Here is a 22,321-nt window from a genome sequence, read left to right on the forward strand (position 1 = left end):
CCGGTCATGTTCAATTATTTATTTAACGCTCAAAAAATATTAAACAGGAGTCGTTACCCCTGGATAGATTATGCCAGGGGTATCACCATCCTGCTGGTAGTATACCGGCATGTATTTGAAGGATTAGGCAATGTGGGAGAAGGCTCGGGAAGTTATGCAGGATTAAAGTATTTCAATATCTTTTTCTTCAGTTTCCGGATGCCTTTATTCTTTATTGTTTCGGGTATTTTTGTAGGTGGTAGCCTCGTGCGCAAAGGTATTGGTGATTATATCGGAAACAGGTTCCAGACCATCTTTTACCCGTTGATAGTGTGGGGCAGTATCCAGATCTCCCTGCAGCTTTTATTTGCAGGGTACGCCAATGCAGAACGGGAGCCGATGAACTACTTACACCTGATCATCGATCCACGTAAGATCGAGCAGTTCTGGTACCTGAATGCCTTATTCTTTGTAAGCGTGTTGTATGCCCTGGTGCACTGGTATGGAAAGGTGAGGCCATGGCAGCAGCTGGTACTGGGCGTGATCCTCTATGCTGTTTCCGGCTATTGCCATATCCACCAGATCCATATAGGGTTTTTGATCGATGTGTCGTTCTTTTACCTGTTTTTTGCGGTCGGACATGTATTTTCGGATATGGTGCTGAACACGAAGAACCATGCTATCCTTACGTCCTGGCGTACCACCCTGATAGCCCTGCCGTTTTTTGTATTGATCCAGCATTATTTTACCTACCTCAACCTGCAGCACCAGGACGATTACTATGTACAATACCAGCAACCGGCTATTTTTGCCATCACAGCCCTGCTGGGCGGCGCTTTTGTGATCCAGGTATCGTTCCTGCTGCAAAAGCTCGATATCCTGCGTTTTTTGCGCGTAATAGGGTATCACTCCCTGTACATTTATGTGATGCACCTGATGATCACCGCAGCGGTCAGAAACCTGCTGTTGAAATCATTTGGTGTACAGAATATTCCGGTATTACTGGTCGTTAGTGTCACCGTAGGCGTCATTTTGCCGGTAATATTGTATAATATCGCGGAGCGTGCAGGCGCCTGGTGGCTGTTTTCCCTGAAAAAGCCTGCCACAGCCGAAGCGCCTGAACCGCGAAAGGATAAGGCCGGCAAAAGCATCGCAATAGGAAGTTAGTCAAGCATAATTGATCGAAATGGAAAATGAAGACCACAAATACAAAACCTTCGAGCTCATCAGCATCCTGTTTGCAATAGCATTCACCGCTGGTATGTTTGTAAAGTTTTTGTTCTTTTAGTCCCTATGGTAAGAAACGTGCTACATAAAGCCTCTGAATCAGTAACGTCTTGGTTGCATTATCACTTCATGGACCGGAAAATGGCCACCACAGTGGGTGTCGCCATCCTGGGCTTCATAGCCATCGGCATGTCTTATATTACCGTACTGGTCGATTCGAAGATCAGTATTGGTATTGTGTCCGGCGTAGCCGGCATACTCATTTTCCTGCTGTGTATCATGTATCCTACCGTAGGATACTACGCTACCTATATTATTACATTATTTCTCATGTTTCCCCAACGGCTGTTGAATTCAGCCGCCGTGATCCCTACAGGATTGATCCCCGAATACCTCTCTTACCTTACTTTATTGGGCGTGATCACCCGGCAGGAATACAAAAAAGAAGCTACCAGTAAATTCTGGAACCATGGCATTACCATATGGATCATCGTCCTGTTGGCTTACTACCTGTTGGAGATTGCCAATCCCGCTGCTGCCAGTAAGCTTGGCTGGTTCAACTTCTTCCGCAAGCAGGTAAGCTTTGCCGCATTTTTTTACATGAGCTATTGCTTCTTTAATTCGCGCAAGGCCATTGAATTCTTTATGAAATTCTGGATCATACTCAGCACCATAGAAGCTGTGTATGCCTGTAAGCAGCAGTGGCTGGGGCTTTTCGGGTGGGAGCAGCGCTGGCTCATGTCCGATCCCGACCGGGTAGGCCTGTTTATCAACGGAGGCTTTGTACGTCGCTTCGGCCTCCTGTCCGACCCTGCTTCCGCAGGTATCTTATACGCCTCTTCAACCGTGCTTTTACTGGTGCTGGCCCTGCAATCGCGCATTGCCCGGCAGCGGACATTGTATTATGTGCTGGCTATTCTTCATTTCATGGCCACCAGTTATACCGGTACCCGCACAGCTACCCTGATGGTAGTGGCCGGCATTGTATTTTACTGCGTACTTACCTTGTATGAGAAACGTACCCTGATCTTCTCAGGCGTTTTTGCCTTTATGCTCACCGCACTGCTGGTAGCGCCTATCTATGACAATATGATCATCAACCGGTTGCGGTCTACCTTCGAAGGCTCCAAAGATCCCTCCGCCCTGGTAAGGGACCTGAACCGCAAAATAGCCCAGCCTTATGTGCACAGCCACCCGATCGGCGGGGGGCTCAACACATCCGGACTGATCGGCACCATGTACAATCCCGGTCACTTTCTGTCTTTTATTCCGCCAGACAGTGCCTATATGCAAACCATGATGGAGCAGGGCCCCATTGGCCTGGCCCTCTTGCTGATCTTTTATTATGTGATCCTGCGCACCGGCATCCGGTATTTTTACCGGGTGCGCGATCCTGATCTGAAAGCCATCTATGCCGCCAACCTGGTATCTGTTTTTAGCCTGATGGTGGCGCAGTATTCGCAAATGGCCATCGGTCAATATCCCAATGTGTTGTATTTTTATTCGGCCCTGGCCATTTTCCTGAAATTACACCTGTACGATTCACAAAAAGCTGAAGTAAACTAAAACGAACCTTTCAACATGAACAAAATATTTGCCGGCATTTGCTTACTGATGCTCACGGCCGCTGCCTCAGAAGCCCAACAACCCACCGGGCGCAATGTTTCTACCTACCATGCCAACCTGGATACCAGCCAGATCACCGATATCCGGGAAAGGCTGGTGCAGCTGGCTTTGCAGAACCCCAATTTTGAGATTGCCGACCGCAATGTGAATATAGCTACCTACCAACTCCGCAAGGCCAAAGGGAGCTGGCTGGGTGCTTTATCGGCTTCCGGCAACGTTAATGAATATACCATTAACCCCAGTAGCGCTCCTTCCAACCAGGCTACCCTGTACCCGAAATACAACTTTAGCCTCAACCTGCCACTGGACTTCTTTACCTCCAGGGGCAATGAAGTGAAGATTGCCCGGGAAAATATTTATATCGCCAATGCACAAAAGAACGACCAGTACCGCACTATCCGTAAATCGGTATTGTCCAAATATGAGGACTACCTGCTGCATAAGGAAAAGCTGGAATTGATCACCCGTATGACCCAATCGGAGTACACCGAATACAAACTGGCCGAGAAAGACTTCTCTGATGGATTGGTGACCCCCGAAGTGTTCAAGAAAGCTGAAAATGCCTACTATGAGCAATTGATGCGCAAAGCCGACTTTCAGCGGAATTTCAGCATTGCAAAATTGGAACTGGAACAAATGATTGGCGTAAGCATCGATGATATTCTCGGAAAAAAATAAAGGAGCGCAATGACCCTCACCCAACCCACTATACCGCAGGCTGCCTCTGCAGCAGGCGCCGCCAGAACGAAAGTTTTCTTTCCCAATCTTGACGGGTTGCGGTTTATTTCTTTTTTGGTGGTATTCCTGCACCATTGCTACCTGTCTTTTTTCAGCTACCTGCAAACCTCATCCCCTGTTGCCTTTAGCATACAATCCTTTTTGTTTAAGTATGGCACCCTGGGCGTTAACTTCTTCTTTGTGCTCAGTGGATTCCTGATCACCTACCTGCTTATCCGGGAAAAAGAAGTAACCGGTACGATCCATGTAGGTAATTTTTATATACGCCGTATCCTGCGTATCTGGCCTTTGTATTACCTCTGCCTGTTCATTGGCTTTGTTGTATTTGCCATGCTTAAGAAAATGAGCGGGGAAGTGCCCCAGGAAAGCGCCAATGCCTGGTATTACATTTTCCTCATTGGCAATTTTGACTACCTCAATACCTGGCCCGTAAAGCCCGACGCCATTCTGTTGTCGGTACTGTGGTCCGTATGTGTGGAGGAGCAGTTTTACCTGGCCTGGCCCGTTATTCTCAGGTGGGTGCCCGTCAGGCTGTACAAATATGTATTTGCTGCCATCATCCTCCTGTCCCTCGTGTTCCGGTCGTTTTATACCCAGCATACCGAAGCCGATCATGCCGTACGCTATTTTCATACCCTGTCCCTGATCGGCGATATGGCCCTGGGCGCTATGCTGGCCTGGCTGGTATCATTCCCCAACAAGTTCAGGGATCTTATTACCAACCTTAGTAAACCGGCTATCGCGTTTATATATATCGGTGCTTTGTGCGTAACCCTGGGCAAAGAGTATATCTTTCCCTATGGTATACCCATCATTTTTGAACGCCTGGTGATCGGTATCTTCTTTGCCCTGATCATTGCTGAACAGAACTTTGCGAAGAACTCCCTCTTCAAAATGAGCCGGTTTAAGCTCGTTAGCAAACTGGGGGTTTACACGTACGGACTGTACTGCCTGCACTTGTTGGGCATGTATGCAACCGTAAGATTGGTGGTAAAATTGGGTTGGGCGGAAGACCAGCTATGGGTAGCAGTTGCATCTGCAGTGATCGCCCTGTTGCTGTCCGTTGTGATCAGCCTGGGGTCTTATCATTTGTTCGAGAAGTGGTTTTTGAAGTGGAAGGATAAATTCGCTTTCATTACCAAATAATGCACTGTATATTGTGTCGCCAATACTAACTACTAACGGGTTGCTGCTACTATCAATTTAAACGGCATTAATGAATCGGCGTCCAAGACTTCCGGAGCAACTATTTGTTTTTACCGGATCGTTTATTTTTTTCCTGTGTACACTGGCGGCCAACTTCTCTGGCCCCCATGACTCCATCGGCTACCTCAACGGCATGGTCACCGGCAAGCACTTGTTTCATCCACACCACCTTATATATCATTTCGTTACCCATTACTGGCTCGTATTCGCCCAGTCCATCTTTCCGGGTGTTAAGGACTATTACCTGGCAGAGGTGTTTACCGCTTTATGGGGCAGCGGCACCATGGCTGTGCTGTATAGTTTTTTCCGTAACCGGTTTCGCTTACCCGTATTATCGTCCATCATAAGCCTCACCGTCATTGCTTTCACCTTTGGTGTTTGGTTCTATAGCACCAATATCGAAGTGTATGCGCCCCCCATGTTCTTTTTGCTCCTGGCCCTGTATATATTGACAAAAGACAATTTCCGGCAGGCCGATTGCTGGAAAGTGATCCTGCTTCATGTGATGGCTATCCTGTTTCACCAGGTGCACGTGCTATTTACCGTGGTCATACTGTATAAGCTGTGGCAACAGCGTAAAAATATCAACCTGGTCTCTTCCCTGGTGCAATATGCTGTTACAGGCATCGTACTGGTAGGCGGCGCCTATTTCCTGGTGGGATGGGTGATTGAAGGGAATAACAGCTTTCCCCAATGGATCAGCTGGTTTGAGGGGTATACCCAAAGCAATGATTACTGGAAGCCATTGAATAGCAAAATGCCTGTATTGATAGCCACGGGTTATTCCCATGCCTTTATCGGCGGTCATTTTGTGTTCCGCCTGCCACCCGTGGAAAGGTATTTGAGCAAATCTTTGTCCAGCCATTCCCTGGGCGATGAAATGTTCCTGGCCCGTCACATCTCCCATTCCATGGCTGTTTTTCTGGCCGTGCTCAGTGCCCTGCTGGGCCTGGTGATGTTATGGCTGGTGATCCGGTTTGCCCGGTATTACAAGACTATCCGTACTACCTTGGGTAATGTAGTTACCCCCCTTATGCTGATCGGGATTGTGTACTCCGTCTTTTTCTGTTTCTGGATGCCGGAGATCCTTGAGTTCTGGATATTCCAGTCCATCCTGGTATGGCTGCTGTTGCTGGGTACCCTTCAATATGCAGGGCAGGGAATACCCCCTTTCAGGGGATGGGGCCGTCTGAAGCCCATCGCGCTGGTAGCCATCATCAGCCTTATGTTGTTTACGATCAATTTCTTTGGCAGTATCCGCTGGCTGCTGGACATTGAAAACGATGAGTATTATGCTAAAATAAAACAGGTAAAGGAAGTGGTACGCGAAAAAGACGTGGTATTGCTGCAGGATGCCTGGCAGCTTAAAGATTTCCTCAACTACTTTGCCAAAGCTACTGTGTATGAGGCCCCTGCCGTTGATTCTTTAAAGCCCGTCGTCAATAAGGCCATCACAGACTGTCTCCAAAACGGGGGCCGCCTGTACATCTATACAGAAGCTACCCATTACCAGCCCCAGGGCACCACTTATATTGATTCCCTGTTACAGGTATACGGATCGCGTAAAAGAGTATTCCCCGATCCTGCGGCCACTATTTTGGTAGTGGAATAAGCCCGTAGGGAGCAGTGAGCCAGACTTTGTTTAAGTTAGCGCCTGCCTGTTGCGGGAATTTTCAACAGATGATTGAATTGTCCATTATTTGCTTATTTTAATAGCACCTTGCCTGTGATAATAGTACATTGTTATCCAAATATCTCTCTGCCAAACCAGGCTTTATCCTAAGAGTTTTTCCTTGTATTCAATAGCCGGACATTCCTGGCTGTTCTTGTTCATGGTATTACTATACCGGATAAAATCCCTGTAAAATGCCTGGCACCTCTGATAACAACCTGATGTCTGACTTCCACAACAATAAGCCCTCGGCTATACAAACTATCTTCAGTGAATATTATGCTTCTATGGTGCAATATGCCCACCAGCTTATTAATGATCAGCAGGAAGCAGAGGAAATGGTGGTCAATACATTCATAAAACTGATAGCTATGCGCCGGAACTTCAAAACACTGGCCGATGTGAAAGCCTTCCTGCTCGTTACCGTGCGCAATGCCTGTTATGATTATTTAAGTTGCCTGGATATGGAGCGGCCTTCCAAAAAAGAATTGCTTTCCCTCTCTGATCTGGTGAAGACAAATAAGGAAGGTCAACCAATTCTCTTTACTACCGGGATGTTATTGGTATTGTATGAAGGCATCAATCAATTAACTCCCCAGTGCGGAGAGGTCTTCAAGTTATACTTCTACAACAAAATGACCACCAAAGACGTGGCTGCTCAATTGGACATGCCAGTCAAATTGGTTAGGGCACATAAGGCCAAAGCAGTCAAATTCCTGCGTGCCTCTCTTTCCCAAAGCCTTACGATAACCCACTCCCTCAATTGATACTCTCGCCTTGGCAAAATTTCCATCCCAGACAATCCGCGAAATCCCACAATCCATTAATCAGCAATAAAAAAGACCCCGCTCTCACGAACGGGGTCATTCATATGATGCTTTTAAATGTTTAAAAAATAACTACCTCACCGAGGCCCTCACAGCGAATCACTAAAGGCTAACAGTTAGCAGTTATCCCTAACTCCTGACTGCCAATAGCCGGATCTCTGCAATAAACTTTTGGTAGCTGCATGTCTCAGCCAAAACCTGCCTTTCATTCTCCGCTGCCTGCGGAACACTGTCCAGTGCCTGGTGGCTGGCCCACCGAAGCCTTGTATTGATCACAGCGGCAAAATAAAAACCAGTGGCAATAGCCCTCAGCCAATAGTTATCTGCAAAAGCAGGTAACGACAGCTAATGCCAAAAAGTAGATCGTTAAGATCCAACCGCTAATAGCTACCTGACTGCAAGGTCAATGGCTAATAGTTGATACCAAATCTCAGCTGATAACCGCTAAAAGCTAAATCCTGATACCTAAAGGCTAAAACCTAACTCCTAACAGCTAACACCGCTCTCCATGCTCCTCAATTCGTGTTGCACAACACTACCATACATCAACCGTGCTTAGGGGCCCCGTCCACACAGTCGATCAGCTCAGCACAAACATACAACACCCGGATACCCGTTTCCAAATGTCAATGTCTGCTTTTGGTTGGTATGTCCTATAATGTCTGGTAAAAGCAGACATTATAGGACATAACGCACAAAAATGACCGAACCAGACATTTCAGATTTGGAGACCCCATATTGATAATCGTATGTTTGTTAGGTATTGATGCTGAAAGAGGAATCAGAAAAGGCAGAACGGGATAAAGAGAAGCAAAGAAAACAACAGAAAGGAAAAATCAAAGCACGGAGTAATGCTAAATGCTTCATTGTCTCGTTCCTGAAATCTCCTTACATAAATGGGTAGTAAGTATACAGAAACCTAAATTTACCCATTATGAGTTCAAACAACAAGGGCGGTCGGGATCCTGTCCATGACAACATCCTCAAGATCGCAGTAGCCCGTGAGTATCTAAGTAGTGATCTGGGCTATATGAAATTGGCTATCAAGTATGGTCTTCCTGGTCCAAGTACAGTCCGGCATTTTGTAAAATGGTATAAGGCAAACTATCCCACGGGAGAAATACCACCTGTCCAGCCGACACAACAATCGCAGCAGCCTGCCACAACCAGTGAAGTAGAAGAACTCAGAAAGCAATTACAACAGGCCAATCTCAAAGTAGCAGCCTGGGAAATGTTACTTGAAAATGCCGGTAAGGAGCTGGGAGTGGACATTGTAAAAAAGTTTGGTACCAAACAGTCCGGCAAGTGAAACAGCACTATCCTCAGGCAGCGATAGGCACACTTTGCGCATTGTTTGGTAAAACAAGGCAGGCTTATTATGAACATGGATGGCAGGCGGCCAACGGGCAGTTGCGGGAAGAACTTGTATTGGACCTGGCAACACAAGCACGCAAAGTCTTAAAGAAAGAAGGCGCTGTAAAATTACTGGGCTCTCTGCGACCAGCCCTGCAGTCCCATAACATCACAATGGGCAGGGACCGGTTCTTTAAACTACTCAGAAAGCATAACATGCTGCAAAAGCGTAAAAAGAACCATGCCCGTACCACCTGGTCGGACCACCCTTATCGAAAATGGCCCAACCTGATCAAAGGGCTGGAAGCACTAAAGCCCCAGCAACAGTGGGTGAGTGATATTACCTATCTGCGTACCGAAAAGGGCTTTTCGTACCTCTCATTGATAACCGATGCCTACTCCAGAAAGATAGTCGGTTATCATGTAAGTCAGAACCTGCGGGTCCGGGGATGCCTTATAGCCCTGAACAAAGCTATAAGGTCCTTAAAAGACTATGTACCCCAAAGCCTTATCCACCACTCTGACAGAGGAATACAATACTGCTGTGACCAGTATGTAAATGTTTTACAAACTAATCAGATCCGCATCAGTATGACCCAGACAGGCAGCCCCTATGAAAATCCGGTAGCAGAAAGGGTAAATGGAATACTTAAAACTGAACTGGACCTGGATGGAACATTTGAAGGCTATAGCCAGGCAATAGCAGCTACCCATAAGGCCATTGACCGCTATAACAGGCTGCGCCAACATATGAGCTGTGATAACCTTACACCTGATCAGGCACATCTGAGAGAGGGAAAATTGAAAAAAAGATGGAAAACCAGAAAACGAAAAACAAAACCAGATGACCAACTAAATACTTAACCTGTAAAGCGATATCCGTATTATTGCCTAAGCATGTAAAGTAAAAACCGTATTGACCTGCCCAACTGTAAGGTTTTTTCAGTACAAGACACATCCTAAATCCGTATTCCTTCAGCATGGCTTCTCCATAGCTTCTCCATACCTTCAGTATGGATAGAGTATGCGAATAGCATCAAACGCAAAAACAGCCACTTTTCGCAAAGACTGAGAGGGCAGCTGGCGCCCCCCACCCAACGAAGCAGTGGATGTGGATACGTTTCACCCTCCCTTGTCATCTCGAACGTAGCGCAGCGGAGTGAGAGATCCCGCAGAGCGGGACAGATTCTGTTATCGAAGCTTTCGAAGCAAACGTGTATTTATTCACTATTGACTATTCACTAAAAAAAACAACAAACCCACTTCCTTAATTGAGATTAATCAAATCGTTTCCTCCTTTTTGCATCATTTCCCGGTAACGAGCACTGTTTTTTATCGTCCTGCCGTGAATGGATAGGCCGCCGGGCTGTTTTTCATGGATTCATTGGTATATTTGATATACTGCGTACCCGTGATAACCCGCCCCGCCAGATCCCTCCTTATTCACTGAAAACTATTTCTATTGCCATTGTATGGACCAGGAAATAAAAGATCAGCAGTGTAACGTATCAGGCAGCGACCAGCTCTCTTTACATGTATTGTGTGAAGAGGATTTTCCATGGCTGCTGCTGTGGATGACCAAGGAAACCCATGCCAGCCTGTCCGTATTACTCCAAACAGCAAGAGGAAGTTCAGAGATCACGCTTATAACGGGTATTATAAACGAACATGAACGTATCAGTTTGCTGACCGTCTATGCGGCGGCTTTTACCCGCTTAAAAACTGCTTATGTATTACAGCCAGGTGAATTCAGTATACAACAACTCCAATTGAATCCATTAATTTATAACAACCCCGCACTGGATGACCTCCTTACCTGCTACCTCAAATACCTTTTCAGGGAACCTGGTTTCAAAAAGATATATTGGGAGATCAATCACCTTGATAAGCTGTACCTGGAGCTGGCCCTGAAAGCCGGGTTTCACAAATCACCTGGCCAGGACCAGCTGCAATGCACCCTGTACGAATGCGCAGGCATACCGGATCTTTAGCCTGCTGGAAAAGCTACCCAGGTGCAAAAAATGGCATCCCGCCGGGGAGTAATTCACCTTTAGTCCACAAAATCACTCAATTATAGCCCTTCCCTTAATATTTTCAGCTCCCTGCTTTTTCATCTGCCCCATTTATCCGACTTTTGAGGCCCTTTTCAATTAATAACATGCAAGAAACAGTGGCTATACAGGGCAAGTTGACAACAGCGATCATTGAACAATTCCGGCAAATTACAGGCGAAGGTTTTGTGCTGCTCGACGAAGAATCCCTCAACAATTATGGACATGATGAAACTGAGCACTTATTATTTCCTCCTGAAGTAGTGATCCGTCCGCGTACCACGGAAGAAATTAGTGCGATCATGAAGATCTGTAACCAGCATCGGATACCCGTCACCCCCCGTGGCGCCGGTACCGGTTTGAGTGGCGGCGCCTTGCCCCACCTGGGTGGCGTATTGATCTCCACCGACCGCATGAACTCCATTTTATCCATTGATGAAAGGAACCTGCAGGTAATTACAGAACCCGGCGTCATCACAGAAGTATTGCAAAATGCCGTGAAGGAAAAAGGATTGTTCTATCCTCCTGATCCCAGCAGCCGCGGATCCTGCTTCATTGGTGGTAATATCGCCGAGAACAGCGGCGGACCTAAAGCTGTAAAATATGGTGTGGTAAAAGACTATGTGTTGAACCTGGAAATGGTATTACCCAATGGCGAGGTGATCTGGACAGGCGCCAATGTATTAAAAAACTCTACCGGCTACAACCTTACCCAACTGGTGGTGGGTAGCGAAGGCACCCTGGGTATTGTTACGAAGATCGTGCTGAAACTCATTCCCCTCCCTAAATACGACCTGCTGATGCTGGTTCCTTTCCAGTCACTGGAAAAGGCCGGTGAAGCGGTGAGCGCCATCTTCCGGGCCGGATTCACTCCCAGCGCCCTGGAACTGGTGGAAATTGATGCCCTGCAGATCGTGAGCCGTTTTGTAGACAGTTCGGCCGTGCCGGTTACCGAAGGCACAGCCGCCCACCTGATCATTGAAGTAGACGGCAACCACCTCGATACCCTGATGATCGAAATGGAGACTATTGGCACCCTGCTGGCCGATTTCGATGCGGGAGAGCCCTACTTTGCAGATGATGCCCAGCAGAAAGCGGAATTATGGAAACTGCGTCGCCGGGCAGCGGAGGCAGTAAAAATACAAGGGTACACCATTGAAGAAGATACCGTGGTGCCCCGCGCCGAACTGCCCGCTCTCATACGCGGCGTAAAAGCATTGGGAATTGAGTACAACTTCAAGGCCGTATGTTATGGCCATGCCGGCGATGGCAACCTCCACATCCGCATCAAAAAGGAAGGGATAGCCAATAGCAACGATGATCCGGAAGTGATCAGGGGTATCCGTGCCTTGTTTAAGCTGGTACACGAACTGGGTGGTACCATCAGCGGAGAACATGGCATCGGCCTTTTGCAGAAAAACTACCTGGACATCGTCTTTAATGAGACCCAGCTCCAGCTCATGCGCGGTATCAAGAAAGCATTCGATCCCAATAATATCCTGAACGCGGGAAAAATATTTGATTAGGTATACGGTAGGCCATCAGGCCTAAAAAAAGCCTAAATTGTAACAGTCTTTATGGCTAATGACATTGCCCCTGTATATTTGCAGGGGCTTTTTATTTACCAAATTCAATCCATATGAACAGGAAATCGCTGCTGATCGCTATTGTTTTCCTCACCACCTTGCACCTCTCTACCCTGGCACAGGACGAAGAACCCAAAAGAGGTTTTGATAAAGAGAAATTATTCTTTGGTGGAACCTTCGGGCTGGGCTTTGGCGGTAATTCCACCCTTGTCAATATCTCTCCCCAGGTAGGATACCGGTTCAATCGTTACCTCGCTGCCGGTGCTGGTGTTACTTTCCTGTATTCCAGCTACCGCTATCGCTATTATGTTCCCGAGTACAAAGAGAATTATGGCGTGGCAGGTCTCAATGTGTTTGGCCGTGTTTATCCTATAGACTACCTGTTTCTGCAAGTACAACCTGAAATGAACTACAACTGGGGTAAGTTCAAGTTTTATGATGGCTCTGCCGATCAGAAGCTGGACGGGAAGATCGTGCCCTCCTTACTGGGCGGTGTGGGAGCTGCTATTCCTGCCGGCCGCGGCGCTTTTATTATCCTGGTGCAGTATGATCTTTTGCAGAATGACCGTTCGCCATATGGCAACAGGGCCTTCTACAACTTTGGCTACAATTTCGGATTTTAATAAATTGTCATCCTGGCGAAGGCGTCTAAAGGGTGGGTCGCCCTCAAAGGGCGGCTCACCCTGGTCTAAAGGAGCCTTTTCAACTAATAGTATTAAAGATCTCTACCGGCGTATCGCATACGATGATACGTTCCTCCACCGCTTCATATAAGAAGCCTTCTTTTTGCATTTGCTTCAGGTGATTGATCAGGTGATTGTAAAAGCCGGCTGAATTGAGTATATAGATTTTCTTATCGTGTATTTTCAACTGGTTCCAGGTCACCATCTCAAACAACTCATCCAGCGTGCCAAAGCCGCCGGGTAATACAATGGCGGCATCACACATGTCGTACATCGTACGCTTACGCGTATGCATATCTGATACAACAGCCAGTTCCGTGAGCCCTTCATGCTGGTGTTCCCATTCGATCAATAACTTGGGAATGACACCCATTACTTTTCCGCCATGCGCCAATACCGCATCTGCGATCGTGCCCATCAGTCCTTTTTTTCCACCACCATATACCAGCTTCATATCGAGCATGGAAATCAGTTTGCCAAGTTCTGCTGCATGTTGATTGAATACCGGGTTTTTGCCCGTCTTTGATCCGCAGAAAACCGCTACTGCTTCTATCTTCATATTCGTTGTTGATTTTTTAATGCGATGCTCCCGAACCCCAGTGCGGGGGCCTTTATACAGGGAAAGGGGCCACTGTAGAGGACTTCGCGGCAGCTAAGATAAGCGGAATGCCCTCAATTGATAACAATTTTATTATCTTCAAACCCGTTTCTGCTGTATGTTTGTCCACTAATATTTATCTATGTCGCCCACATTGCTGTTCACATTTGTCATTGGTTATTTCGTCTTGCTGCTGGTGGTGGCTTATTTTACTTCCCGCAATTCCAATAATGATTCTTTCTTTATTGGTAACCGCAATTCCAATTGGATGCTGGTGGCATTTGGTATGATCGGAACATCGCTGAGTGGCGTTACATTCGTAAGTGTGCCGGGAGCCGTAGGTAAAGAGTCCTTCGCTTATTTTCAGATCACCCTGGGCTACCTGATTGGTTACCTGGTGATCGCTTATGTGTTGTTGCCCTTGTATTACCGGCTTAATCTTACTTCGATCTATAATTACCTCAGCACCCGGTTAGGTTTCAGGGCTTACAAAACAGGCGCTTCCTTCTTTATACTATCCAGAACATTGGGTGCTACCGCCCGTCTTTACCTGGTGGTTAAAATTCTGCAGGATGCTATCCTGAGCAGTTTTGGTATTCCTTTCTGGCTCACCACACTCATCATCCTCATCATGATCCTGCTGTATACTTATGAAGGAGGTGTGAAGACCATTGTGTATACAGATACCCTGCAAACCACCTGTATGTTGCTGGGTCTCGTCATCTGTGTGATCTATATTTTGAAGACCATGGATATCAGCCTGGGGCAAAGTCTGCAAGCCATGGGAGACAAAGGCTATTCAAAAATATTCTTTACCGACCCCGGCAGCCGGTTCTTCTTCCTGAAACAAATAGCCGCCGGTGCATTTATTACCATCACCATGACGGGTATGGACCAGGAAATGATGCAAAAGAATATATCCGTTAAAACACTTAAAGATGCCCAGAAGAACGTCGTGACCCTTTCCCTGATCATGTTGGGGGTGATCCTGTTGTTCCTGGTATTGGGTGGATTGCTCTACCTGTTTGCTGCACAAAAGGGCATCACTGTTACCGGTGATGGCCTGTTCCCGGCTGTTGCCTTGCAGCACATGCCGCCCGTGATCTCAGCTATCTTCATCATTGCCCTGATCTCAGCCTTGTTTCCCAGTGCCGATGGCGCCATTACAGCCCTTACCTCGTCCTTTTGTATTGATATCCTGGGTATGCAGCGTAATGCAAACTGGACAGATGCACAGAAGAAGAAAATACGTCAGCGCGTACACCTTAGTTTTGCTGCCATTTTTCTTGGGCTCGTAATGGTATTTAAGTGGGTCAATAATCCCAGTATGATCGGCGTGATCTTAAAAGTGGCCGCTTATACCTATGGCCCTTTATTGGGATTGTTCAGCTTTGGCATCCTTACCAAAAGGGTAGTGGATGATAAAATAGTGCCCATTATATGTGTGCTGTCGCCCCTCATTTGCTTCATCCTGGATAAATACCAGAAACAGCTATTCGGCTCCTTTGAGATTGGCCTGGAACTGCTCATCATTAATGGGTTGTTAACCTTCCTGGGCCTCCTGATCATTTCAAAAAAACAGCAGCCCGCATAAACTAATTCATTCACTCGTTCGTTAAACATATAAGATTACCTGTTAGTAATCCGCGCTAATGCCATCCGCTCAACGGATGGCATCATAGTCTTAAAGCCCTGGTTCGTGTCTTCGCGGACCGCAACCCTAAATGTTTAGTGTATGAACGGAACGATCAAGATCTCAAAACAACGTCACTGGTCAGAATCAAAAGCACACTCAAGCTGGCAGATCTTTAAAATAATGGCTGAATTTGTGGATGGCTTCGAAGCCCTGGCCAAGATAGGTCCCTGTATCTCTGTATTTGGCTCGGCCCGCACCCAGCCCGGTCACCCTTATTATGAGCTTACCGTAGATGTTTCCCGCAAGCTGGCCGAAGAAGGATTTGGCATTATATCGGGCGGTGGCCCGGGTATAATGGAAGCTGCCAATAAAGGCGCCCAACTGGGCGGCAGCAAATCCGTAGGGCTCAATATTGAACTGCCCTTTGAACAACATGCCAATCCCTACATTGACCGCAATGCCAACCTGCATTTCGAATACTTTTTTGTGCGCAAGGTGATGTTTACCAAATATTCCCAGGGCTTTGTCATGATGCCCGGCGGATTTGGTACCATGGATGAATTTTTTGAAGTAGCTACCCTTATCCAAACCGGTAAAATGTCGCCCGTACCCCTCATCCTGGTAGGCTCCCAATATTGGGGCGGTCTGATGGATTGGATGCAGGAGACCATGCTGCAGAAGTCTAATAATATCTCTGCAGGCGACCTGGAGCTGTTGAAAATTGTGGATACACCGGAAGAAGTGGTGGAGCATGTGTTACAGTTTTATACAAAACATCCCCTGCAGCCTAACTTTTAGAAAGAAGTCTGCAAGTCGGAAAAAGCCCGGAAGTCCGTCGACAAATACCCGCTTTCCTGGGCGTAAATCATTATTTATAAAGCCTAATTCCCCATTTTTGGAGTTTTAGGTTTTCGTTTTTACTGACTTCCGGTCTTCCGGTCTTCCCGTCTTTCCGACTTGTATTTGTATTTTTGTGTATCATGGAAATAATCTCCCCCCAGGTACAATCCTATGCAGACCGCTTTTCTTCTCCGGAAGATGAGCTGCTGAAGCAGGTCAACGAGCAAACCTATGCTTCCCACCCACACGCGCATATGCTCAGCGGCCAGGTACAAGGCAAGTTCCTCGAAATGATCAGCACCCTGCAGCAGCCACGCCGTATCCTCGAAATCGGTACTTTTACCGGGTACAGCGCCCTTTGTCTTGTTAAAGGTTTGTCAAAAGACGGCCTTTTGCATACCATTGAGCTCAGGGAAGAGGATGCAGCCATTGCCCAGGCAAATTTCGATAGGTCAAATGCCCCTGAAAAGATAATTTTGCACACGGGAAATGCGTTAGAGATCATTCCTACCCTGAAAGAAACCTGGGACCTGGTATTCATTGATGCCGATAAGGTGGGTTATACCGACTATTATGAGCTGGTATTGCCGAGTGTAAGACAAGGAGGGATTATATTGGCAGACAATGTATTGTTCCATGGTCAGGTACTCGAACAGCCCATTACCGGCAAAAATGCAATCGCCATCCAGGCATTTAATGAACGGGTGCAGCGAGACGAACGAGTAGACAATGTTTTGGTAACTATCCGCGATGGTTTACTGTTGATCCGAAAAAAATAAAATCCATGCCATTCAAACGTTTATTGATTGTACTACCCCTATTGGCATCCCTGTGGTTACAGGCGCAGAAAAGTGATGACATTTACGGGTATATTAATCTTTATAAGGAGCTGGCCATGCAGGAAATGATGCGTACAGGTGTTCCGGCTTCTATTAAACTGGCACAGGGCATTCATGAGACCATGGCTGGTAAATCGGACCTGGTGCTGAAGTCCAACAACCATTTTGGCATTAAATGCAAGAATACCTGGGTGGGCGATAAGGTGTACCATGATGACGATGCCCGCGGCGAATGTTTCCGCAGTTATTCTTCCCCCACGGACTCCTACATGGACCATTCCAATTTTTTAAAGAACAGCAGCCGCTATGCTTTCCTGTTTCAGCTTGACCCCACCGATTACAAAGGCTGGGCTTACGGACTGAAGAAAGCCGGCTATGCTACCAATATCAAATATTCACAGATCATTATCAAGCTCATTGAGGATTACAACCTGCAGCAGTACTCCTTGATCGCCCTGGGCAAGCTGGGTCCGCAGGATGAGATACTGGCAGGCAATCCCAAAAGACCTGCAGAAGGCGATGGCACCTTAGCCGGTGGCCCTGTAGTGATAGCCCCTTTTACAGCAGTAGAAGAAGAGGTGAAAGAGGCGCCCAAAGTTACCTGGCCCGAAGGACAGTTTACCATCAACAATACCAAAGTCGTATATGCAAAGGCCGGTACAGCCTTACTGGCAGTGGCAGAGCAATACGATGTATCCCTGAGACGCCTGATGGATTTCAACGATCTGCAGCGCGAAGATGTGCTCACCAATGGTCAGTTGTTATTCCTGCAGCGTAAAAGGAAGGTGGGCGCCAGTGAAAAGCATATTGTACAAACAGGAGAAACCCTATACGATATATGCCAGTCAGAAGGCGTGCGCCTCGAGTCCTTATTGGAGCACAACCACCTGCAGCAGCAGGATATGCCGGCCACCGGCGAGACCTTGTATTTGCAGGGCAAAGCCCCCGCCAGGCCCAGGCTGGCCACTGAAGTGGCGCCACAGACCACCCAGGCGCAGCAGGCCGCTCCTCGTACCACCGATATGGCTGCTGCTACCTACACTACCCACACCGTACAAACCAAAGAAACACTGTATAGCATAGCCCGGAAATATAGTATTACAGTAGAACAACTGAAAGAATGGAATAAAATGGCCGGATACGAACTGAAGATCGGGCAGGAGCTGATCATATACAAAAACTGATCTATGAGCATTATTCGTGTACATGATAAACAGTTTGAACCATACCTGACTGCCAGCGAGATCAATGCCCGCATTAAAGTGCTGGCGCAGCAGCTGGATAAAGATTATGCCGGCAAAAAGCCATTGTTCATTGCCATCCTCAATGGCTCCTTCATATTTGCTGCCGACCTCTTCAAGGAATTGAGTATCGACGCAGAGATCTGTTTTATCAAACTGGCTTCTTACAAAGGCACCAAATCCAGCGGACAGGTCATTACCGCTATCGGGCTGGATACCGACCTTTTTGGCAGGGACGTTGTGATCGTAGAAGACATTGTAGATACAGGTAAAACCCTCAATGAGTTTCTGCCTCAATTGCTGCACCAGCAGCCCGCCTCCATGAAAATAGTGGCTTTATTGCACAAACCCGAAGCGACCGTTTACCCGATACCCATAGATTACCTTGGATTCTCCATTCCCAACAAGTTTGTAGTGGGATATGGACTGGATTATGATGGATTAGGAAGGAATATCCGGGAAATATATAAACTGCTGGAATAGAAGTTCGAAAAGTGGTAAGATAAGGCGTTGAATTTTATAAGATAACCGGGGGTATCATCGTTATAATTGATGTATGATGGTCTCTGGTTCCAATTCACGATCTCAAAATAGCCCCTTGTTGAAAATTGCTGCTGCCATATCCTTATTACTGATAACCGTTTCACCGGCGTTTGCTCAGTATTATTTGCGTGGCGAGGTAAAAGATGAAAAACAGAACACACTATCCAATGCCAAAATACTGCTGCACTCCACCCGGTATGTTTACTATTCCGGCAGCAGCGGCTCCTTTGGCATCCTTTCTACCCGGCAAAATGATTCTGTGACCATATCCCTTGAAGGCTATCAGCCGGTAGGCGTAAGGCTGGAAGCGGGCAAATACCAGACGATCGTCCTCAAAATGCTGTATTCCTCTGCCAACCTGCAGCGCAACAGGCTGGTTTCCTTTACCCGCAACATGCATCCCGAAGACCGTAACAAGCGCACCATCACCGGTGAAACCTATAGCTCACTGGTAGAAAATGACTTTGTATCTGCTAAGAAATACCCCGAAACGGGATGCGCTATCCATACCGATAAAGCCTCCTACAGCAATATCCGCCGCTTTTTGGGTATGAATACCCAGGTTCCGCCAGATGCGGTAAGGATCGAAGAACTCCTGAATTATTTTAGTTTCGACTATACCCCTCCGCCTGCCGATAGCATTTTTGGATTCAAATCCTATCTGTCCGATTGTCCCTGGAATACACAAAGCAGGCTGTTGTTTCTCCATGCCAGCGCCCGGAAGATTGACCCCGATAAGATACCTCCTACCAACCTGGTATTCCTGGTAGATGTGTCGGGATCGATGGACATGCCCAACCGCCTGCCCTTGCTGAAATCCGCTTTCAAACTGTTAGTTGATAACCTGCGGGAAAAAGACACCGTGTCAATTGTCGTGTATGGCAGTACCGTAGGCGTATGGTTAACACCTACCTCGGGCATAGAGAAAGACAAGATCCGCCGATCCATTGAAGAATTGTACCCGGGAGGTTCCACTCCCGGCGAGTCAGGTATCCGCACGGCTTACAGGTTGGCGAAAAGCCAATACATCAAGGGTGGCAATAACCGCGTGATCCTCGCTACAGATGGAGATTTCAATGTGGGGCAAACTTCGGAAGAAGAGCTGGAGAAAATGATTACCCAGCATCAGCAGTCCGGCATATACCTCACCTGCCTGGGGGTAGGCATGGGAAATTATAAGGATTCCAAACTGGAAATACTGGCCAAGAAAGGCAATGGCAATTTTGCGTACCTCGACAATGAAAAGGAAGCAGAGAAAGTATTGGTAAAAGAACTGACGCAAACCCTCTATACCGTAGCCGATGATGCGTTCCTGAATGTATGGCTCAATCCGGCAGTAATAAAAGAATACCGGCTGATAGGTTTCGACAATAAAGTGAATGCACTGGCCGATTCGTTAAGTGAAGTAGAAGGAGGGGAGGTAGGGTCCGGGCACTCCCTGCTGGCCATGTTTGAGCTGGTGCCGCTAAGCCAGTCATTCGATTGGGGATATGCCAAAGATGGTCTGGCCAAAGTATTCCTGAGTTATAAATTACCGAACGATTCCGTCAGGCGCGTTACAGGTTATACCGCCCCGGTTGCGTATACAGAATTCATGGAGTTGCCCGAATGTTACCGTTTTGCTACTTCCGTCTCCATGTTTGCAGGCCTGCTCAAGAACTCTCCCTATATGCGCAACATCAATTGGAATGATGCCGCTATCATGGCCGATGAATCGCACAACCCGCAGGATGCTATCCAAAAAGAATTTATCAGCATGATCGCGAAGGCTAAGAAGATCTATGGGAATAAGAAAAAGAAAAAACAAAGCGAGTAAAAAAGAAGCTGCGAGCCACGAGCTATGAGCTTCGAGCCTTCAGGTGTACTATTGCCTTTTGCTCGTAGCTCGCAGCTCATAGCTCGCAGCTTGTATTCCTTACGAGAACATCTCCCGCACTTTATCAAAAAAGTTCTTGTCTGATTTATCCGGCTGTGGTTTGAAGTTGGGCGAATTATTCAGCTTTTCCAGCATAGCCCTTTCTTCTGCCGTCATATTTTGAGGTGTCCATACATTGATATAAATGAGCTGGTCTCCCTTTTCATAGGAGTTCACACCCGGGAAGCCTTTCCCTTTCAACCGGAATATCTTACCACTTTGTGTGCCTGGTGGTATTTTGATCTTGGCGCGGCCATCAATGGTAGGTACTTCTGCATTGGTGCCAAAAGCAGCATCCGGGAAGGAGAGGTGCAGCTCATACGCTACATTCAGTCCGTCGCGGTGCAGTTCCTTATGCTGTTCTTCTTCAATTAAAATGATCAGGTCGCCGGGAGGTCCGCCACGTTCGCCGGCATTACCCCTGCCACCAACACTCAATTGCATACCTTCCTGTACACCGGCCGGAATATCGATGGTCACTGTTTCTTCGCTGTACACCCTTCCTTCACCCTTACAGGCGGTACATTTTGCAGTAACCGTGGTGCCTTCTCCATTACAGGTAGGGCAGGTGGTCACTGTTTGCATTTGCCCCAGGAAAGTATTGGTCACTTTCCGTACCTGTCCGTTACCGCCACAGGTAGCACAGGTTTGTACACTGTTCTTGTCCTTGGCGCCGCTGCCGTTACAGGTAGTACAGGCTACATACTTCTTAACCTTGATCTGTTTCGTAGTGCCGCGGGCAATTTCTTCATAGTTCAGCTTCAGCTTGATGCGCAGGTTACTGCCCCGTACACCACGGCTTCGCTGTCCGCCGCCACCTCTTCTGCCGCCTCCGCCGCCGAAGAAGTTGCCAAAAATATCATCGCCGAAAATATCTCCAAACTGGCTGAAGATATCATCCATATTTTGTGCGCCGTGACCGCCACGGCCATTGCCACTGAGGCCGGCATGGCCAAAACGGTCATATTGAGCGCGTTTGTCTGCATCACTCAGCACTTCATAAGCTTCCGCTGCCTCTTTGAACTTTTCCTCAGCTGATTTATCGCCGGGGTTACGGTCGGGGTGGAATTGCATAGCTACCTTACGGTAAGCCTTTTTGATCTCATCCGGCGAAGCGCCTTTTGCAACGCCCAGTATTTCGTAATAATCTCTTTTCGACATGTTGAGTTTTTGAATTATTTACCAACTACTACTTTGGCAAACCGGATGATCTTATCGTTCAGGTAGTATCCTTTTTCTACTTCATCTACTACTTTACCTTTCAGGTCTTCAGTGGCAGCCGGTACTTCCGTGATGGCCTCCTGATGATCAGGATTGAATTCTGTACCAATGCTTTGCATGGGTTTCACCCCTTTGGACTGGAGGGTATTCCTTAGTTTAGTAAATACCAGCTGCACCCCTTCCTTAATGACCGCTGCATCATTGCTCGATTGTATTTGTTTTTCGGCACGGTCACAATCATCCAGCACTGCCAGCAGGGATACGATCACATCTTTACCAGCTGTTTGGATCAGTTCCAATCTTTCTTTGGCCGTTCTTTTCCTGAAATTGTCGAATTCTGCTACCTGGCGCAGGTATTTTTCCTTCAGTTCCTGCACTTCTGCTTTTAATTTTTCTATCTCGTCTTCATTGGCTACCGGCTCATTCAGATGGGTAGATCCACTTACGCTTTCATCCGTGTTGATATCAATGGATTCACCATTGTCGTGCTTTAAAGGCTCCTTTTCTGTCATAGGTCTATCTGTATTTTTCGCGTTCATA

At 47.2% G+C, this 22,321-nt stretch carries 20 protein-coding genes; 17 read left to right on the forward strand and 3 right to left on the reverse strand.

Annotated features, from left to right (window positions below; all coding sequences use genetic code 11):
* Positions 1 to 6 precede the first annotated feature (6 nt).
* The 11 genes from D3H65_RS27660 to D3H65_RS27710 all read left to right on the forward strand — a co-directional run bounded on the left by D3H65_RS27660 (position 7) and on the right by D3H65_RS27710 (position 12,888).
* Entirely contained in the window at positions 7 to 1,146 is a 1,140-nt protein-coding gene (locus D3H65_RS27660; protein WP_119053406.1) for an acyltransferase family protein, read from the forward strand.
* 189 nt (positions 1,147 to 1,335) lie between these two features.
* Positions 1,336 to 2,772, forward strand: a complete 1,437-nt coding sequence (locus tag D3H65_RS27665; RefSeq protein ID WP_162915844.1) for an O-antigen ligase family protein — start codon at positions 1,336 to 1,338, stop codon at positions 2,770 to 2,772.
* A 15-nt stretch (positions 2,773 to 2,787) separates the two neighbouring features.
* Positions 2,788 to 3,510 (forward strand): TolC family protein, encoded by a 723-nt coding sequence (locus D3H65_RS27670; RefSeq protein WP_119053408.1) that lies wholly within the window; start codon positions 2,788 to 2,790, stop codon positions 3,508 to 3,510.
* A 9-nt stretch (positions 3,511 to 3,519) separates the two neighbouring features.
* Positions 3,520 to 4,716: an acyltransferase family protein gene (locus tag D3H65_RS27675; RefSeq protein ID WP_119053409.1), complete on the forward strand. Its 1,197-nt coding sequence runs from the start codon at positions 3,520 to 3,522 to the stop codon at positions 4,714 to 4,716.
* A gap of 70 nt (positions 4,717 to 4,786) precedes the next feature.
* Complete coding sequence (locus D3H65_RS27680) at positions 4,787 to 6,388, forward strand: hypothetical protein (protein WP_119053410.1); 1,602 nt, start codon at positions 4,787 to 4,789, stop codon at positions 6,386 to 6,388.
* Between the two features lie 254 nt (positions 6,389 to 6,642).
* A complete protein-coding gene (locus D3H65_RS27685; RefSeq protein WP_119053411.1) occupies positions 6,643 to 7,215 on the forward strand; it encodes an RNA polymerase sigma factor in 573 nt (190 codons plus the stop codon).
* A 994-nt stretch (positions 7,216 to 8,209) separates the two neighbouring features.
* On the forward strand, positions 8,210 to 8,584 hold the full coding sequence (locus D3H65_RS27690; protein WP_119049026.1) for a hypothetical protein: 375 nt from the start codon (positions 8,210 to 8,212) through the stop codon (positions 8,582 to 8,584).
* Positions 8,581 to 9,492, forward strand: coding sequence for an IS3 family transposase (locus D3H65_RS27695; RefSeq protein ID WP_119049027.1), 912 nt, complete (start codon positions 8,581 to 8,583; stop codon positions 9,490 to 9,492). Before D3H65_RS27690 ends, D3H65_RS27695 begins: the two co-directional genes overlap by 4 nt.
* Positions 9,493 to 10,100: 608 nt before the next feature.
* Positions 10,101 to 10,619 (forward strand): hypothetical protein, encoded by a 519-nt coding sequence (locus D3H65_RS27700; RefSeq protein ID WP_119053412.1) that lies wholly within the window; start codon positions 10,101 to 10,103, stop codon positions 10,617 to 10,619.
* 167 nt (positions 10,620 to 10,786) lie between these two features.
* Entirely contained in the window at positions 10,787 to 12,205 is a 1,419-nt protein-coding gene (locus D3H65_RS27705) for an FAD-binding oxidoreductase (protein ID WP_119053413.1), read from the forward strand.
* A gap of 113 nt (positions 12,206 to 12,318) precedes the next feature.
* The gene (locus tag D3H65_RS27710; RefSeq protein WP_119053414.1) at positions 12,319 to 12,888 is read left to right on the forward strand and encodes a hypothetical protein; all 570 of its coding nucleotides are present in this window, start codon (positions 12,319 to 12,321) and stop codon (positions 12,886 to 12,888) included.
* Positions 12,889 to 12,967: 79 nt separating this feature from the next.
* On the opposite strand, the gene D3H65_RS27715 is transcribed toward D3H65_RS27710, so the two are convergent.
* On the reverse strand, positions 12,968 to 13,507 hold the full coding sequence (locus D3H65_RS27715; protein WP_119053415.1) for an LOG family protein: 540 nt from the start codon (positions 13,505 to 13,507) through the stop codon (positions 12,968 to 12,970).
* Positions 13,508 to 13,688: 181 nt separating this feature from the next.
* Between D3H65_RS27715 and D3H65_RS27720 the strand changes: the two genes are divergently transcribed.
* From D3H65_RS27720 to D3H65_RS27745, 6 genes are all read left to right on the forward strand, one after another.
* Positions 13,689 to 15,140, forward strand: coding sequence for a sodium:solute symporter (locus D3H65_RS27720; protein ID WP_119053416.1), 1,452 nt, complete (start codon positions 13,689 to 13,691; stop codon positions 15,138 to 15,140).
* A gap of 141 nt (positions 15,141 to 15,281) precedes the next feature.
* A complete protein-coding gene (locus D3H65_RS27725) occupies positions 15,282 to 15,980 on the forward strand; it encodes an LOG family protein (RefSeq protein WP_119053417.1) in 699 nt (232 codons plus the stop codon).
* A gap of 182 nt (positions 15,981 to 16,162) precedes the next feature.
* Positions 16,163 to 16,801 (forward strand): O-methyltransferase, encoded by a 639-nt coding sequence (locus tag D3H65_RS27730; RefSeq protein WP_119053418.1) that lies wholly within the window; start codon positions 16,163 to 16,165, stop codon positions 16,799 to 16,801.
* Between the two features lie 5 nt (positions 16,802 to 16,806).
* Positions 16,807 to 18,045 carry a glucosaminidase domain-containing protein gene (locus tag D3H65_RS27735; protein WP_119053419.1) on the forward strand — a complete coding sequence of 413 codons (1,239 nt, stop codon included), beginning with the start codon at positions 16,807 to 16,809 and terminating at the stop codon, positions 18,043 to 18,045.
* A gap of 3 nt (positions 18,046 to 18,048) precedes the next feature.
* Positions 18,049 to 18,585, forward strand: coding sequence for a hypoxanthine phosphoribosyltransferase (hpt, locus tag D3H65_RS27740; RefSeq protein ID WP_119053420.1), 537 nt, complete (start codon positions 18,049 to 18,051; stop codon positions 18,583 to 18,585).
* Positions 18,586 to 18,700: 115 nt separating this feature from the next.
* Positions 18,701 to 20,461 (forward strand): YfbK domain-containing protein, encoded by a 1,761-nt coding sequence (locus D3H65_RS27745; protein ID WP_162915845.1) that lies wholly within the window; start codon positions 18,701 to 18,703, stop codon positions 20,459 to 20,461.
* 99 nt (positions 20,462 to 20,560) lie between these two features.
* Here the strand turns inward: D3H65_RS27745 and dnaJ are convergent, their stop codons facing one another.
* Together dnaJ and D3H65_RS27755 are read right to left on the reverse strand one after the other, a co-directional pair.
* Positions 20,561 to 21,721, reverse strand: a complete 1,161-nt coding sequence (gene dnaJ, locus D3H65_RS27750; RefSeq protein WP_119053422.1) for a molecular chaperone DnaJ — start codon at positions 21,719 to 21,721, stop codon at positions 20,561 to 20,563.
* A 14-nt stretch (positions 21,722 to 21,735) separates the two neighbouring features.
* Entirely contained in the window at positions 21,736 to 22,320 is a 585-nt protein-coding gene (locus D3H65_RS27755; protein WP_245999605.1) for a nucleotide exchange factor GrpE, read from the reverse strand.
* Between the last annotated feature and the right edge of the window lies 1 nt (position 22,321).

This window comes from Paraflavitalea soli, from assembly GCF_003555545.1.
In the GTDB taxonomy this organism is placed as follows: Bacteria; Bacteroidota; Bacteroidia; order Chitinophagales; family Chitinophagaceae; genus Paraflavitalea; species Paraflavitalea soli.

Excerpts from the sequence above, each read along its gene's own strand:
- D3H65_RS27660 (WP_119053406.1), top strand. The coding sequence starts at position 7 with ATGTTCAATTATTTATTTAACGCTCAAAAAATATTAAACAGGAGTCGT.
- D3H65_RS27665 (WP_162915844.1), top strand. The coding sequence starts at position 1,336 with ATGGACCGGAAAATGGCCACCACAGTGGGTGTCGCCATCCTGGGCTTC.
- D3H65_RS27670 (WP_119053408.1), top strand. The coding sequence starts at position 2,788 with ATGAACAAAATATTTGCCGGCATTTGCTTACTGATGCTCACGGCCGCT.
- D3H65_RS27675 (WP_119053409.1), top strand. The coding sequence starts at position 3,520 with ATGACCCTCACCCAACCCACTATACCGCAGGCTGCCTCTGCAGCAGGC.
- D3H65_RS27680 (WP_119053410.1), top strand. The coding sequence starts at position 4,787 with ATGAATCGGCGTCCAAGACTTCCGGAGCAACTATTTGTTTTTACCGGA.
- D3H65_RS27685 (WP_119053411.1), top strand. The coding sequence starts at position 6,643 with ATGCCTGGCACCTCTGATAACAACCTGATGTCTGACTTCCACAACAAT.
- D3H65_RS27690 (WP_119049026.1), top strand. The coding sequence starts at position 8,210 with ATGAGTTCAAACAACAAGGGCGGTCGGGATCCTGTCCATGACAACATC.
- D3H65_RS27700 (WP_119053412.1), top strand. The coding sequence starts at position 10,101 with ATGGACCAGGAAATAAAAGATCAGCAGTGTAACGTATCAGGCAGCGAC.
- D3H65_RS27705 (WP_119053413.1), top strand. The coding sequence starts at position 10,787 with ATGCAAGAAACAGTGGCTATACAGGGCAAGTTGACAACAGCGATCATT.
- D3H65_RS27710 (WP_119053414.1), top strand. The coding sequence starts at position 12,319 with ATGAACAGGAAATCGCTGCTGATCGCTATTGTTTTCCTCACCACCTTG.
- D3H65_RS27715 (WP_119053415.1), bottom strand. The coding sequence starts at position 13,507 with ATGAAGATAGAAGCAGTAGCGGTTTTCTGCGGATCAAAGACGGGCAAA.
- D3H65_RS27720 (WP_119053416.1), top strand. The coding sequence starts at position 13,689 with ATGTCGCCCACATTGCTGTTCACATTTGTCATTGGTTATTTCGTCTTG.
- D3H65_RS27725 (WP_119053417.1), top strand. The coding sequence starts at position 15,282 with ATGAACGGAACGATCAAGATCTCAAAACAACGTCACTGGTCAGAATCA.
- D3H65_RS27730 (WP_119053418.1), top strand. The coding sequence starts at position 16,163 with ATGGAAATAATCTCCCCCCAGGTACAATCCTATGCAGACCGCTTTTCT.
- D3H65_RS27735 (WP_119053419.1), top strand. The coding sequence starts at position 16,807 with ATGCCATTCAAACGTTTATTGATTGTACTACCCCTATTGGCATCCCTG.
- hpt (WP_119053420.1), top strand. The coding sequence starts at position 18,049 with ATGAGCATTATTCGTGTACATGATAAACAGTTTGAACCATACCTGACT.
- dnaJ (WP_119053422.1), bottom strand. The coding sequence starts at position 21,721 with ATGTCGAAAAGAGATTATTACGAAATACTGGGCGTTGCAAAAGGCGCT.
- D3H65_RS27755 (WP_245999605.1), bottom strand. The coding sequence starts at position 22,320 with ATGAACGCGAAAAATACAGATAGACCTATGACAGAAAAGGAGCCTTTA.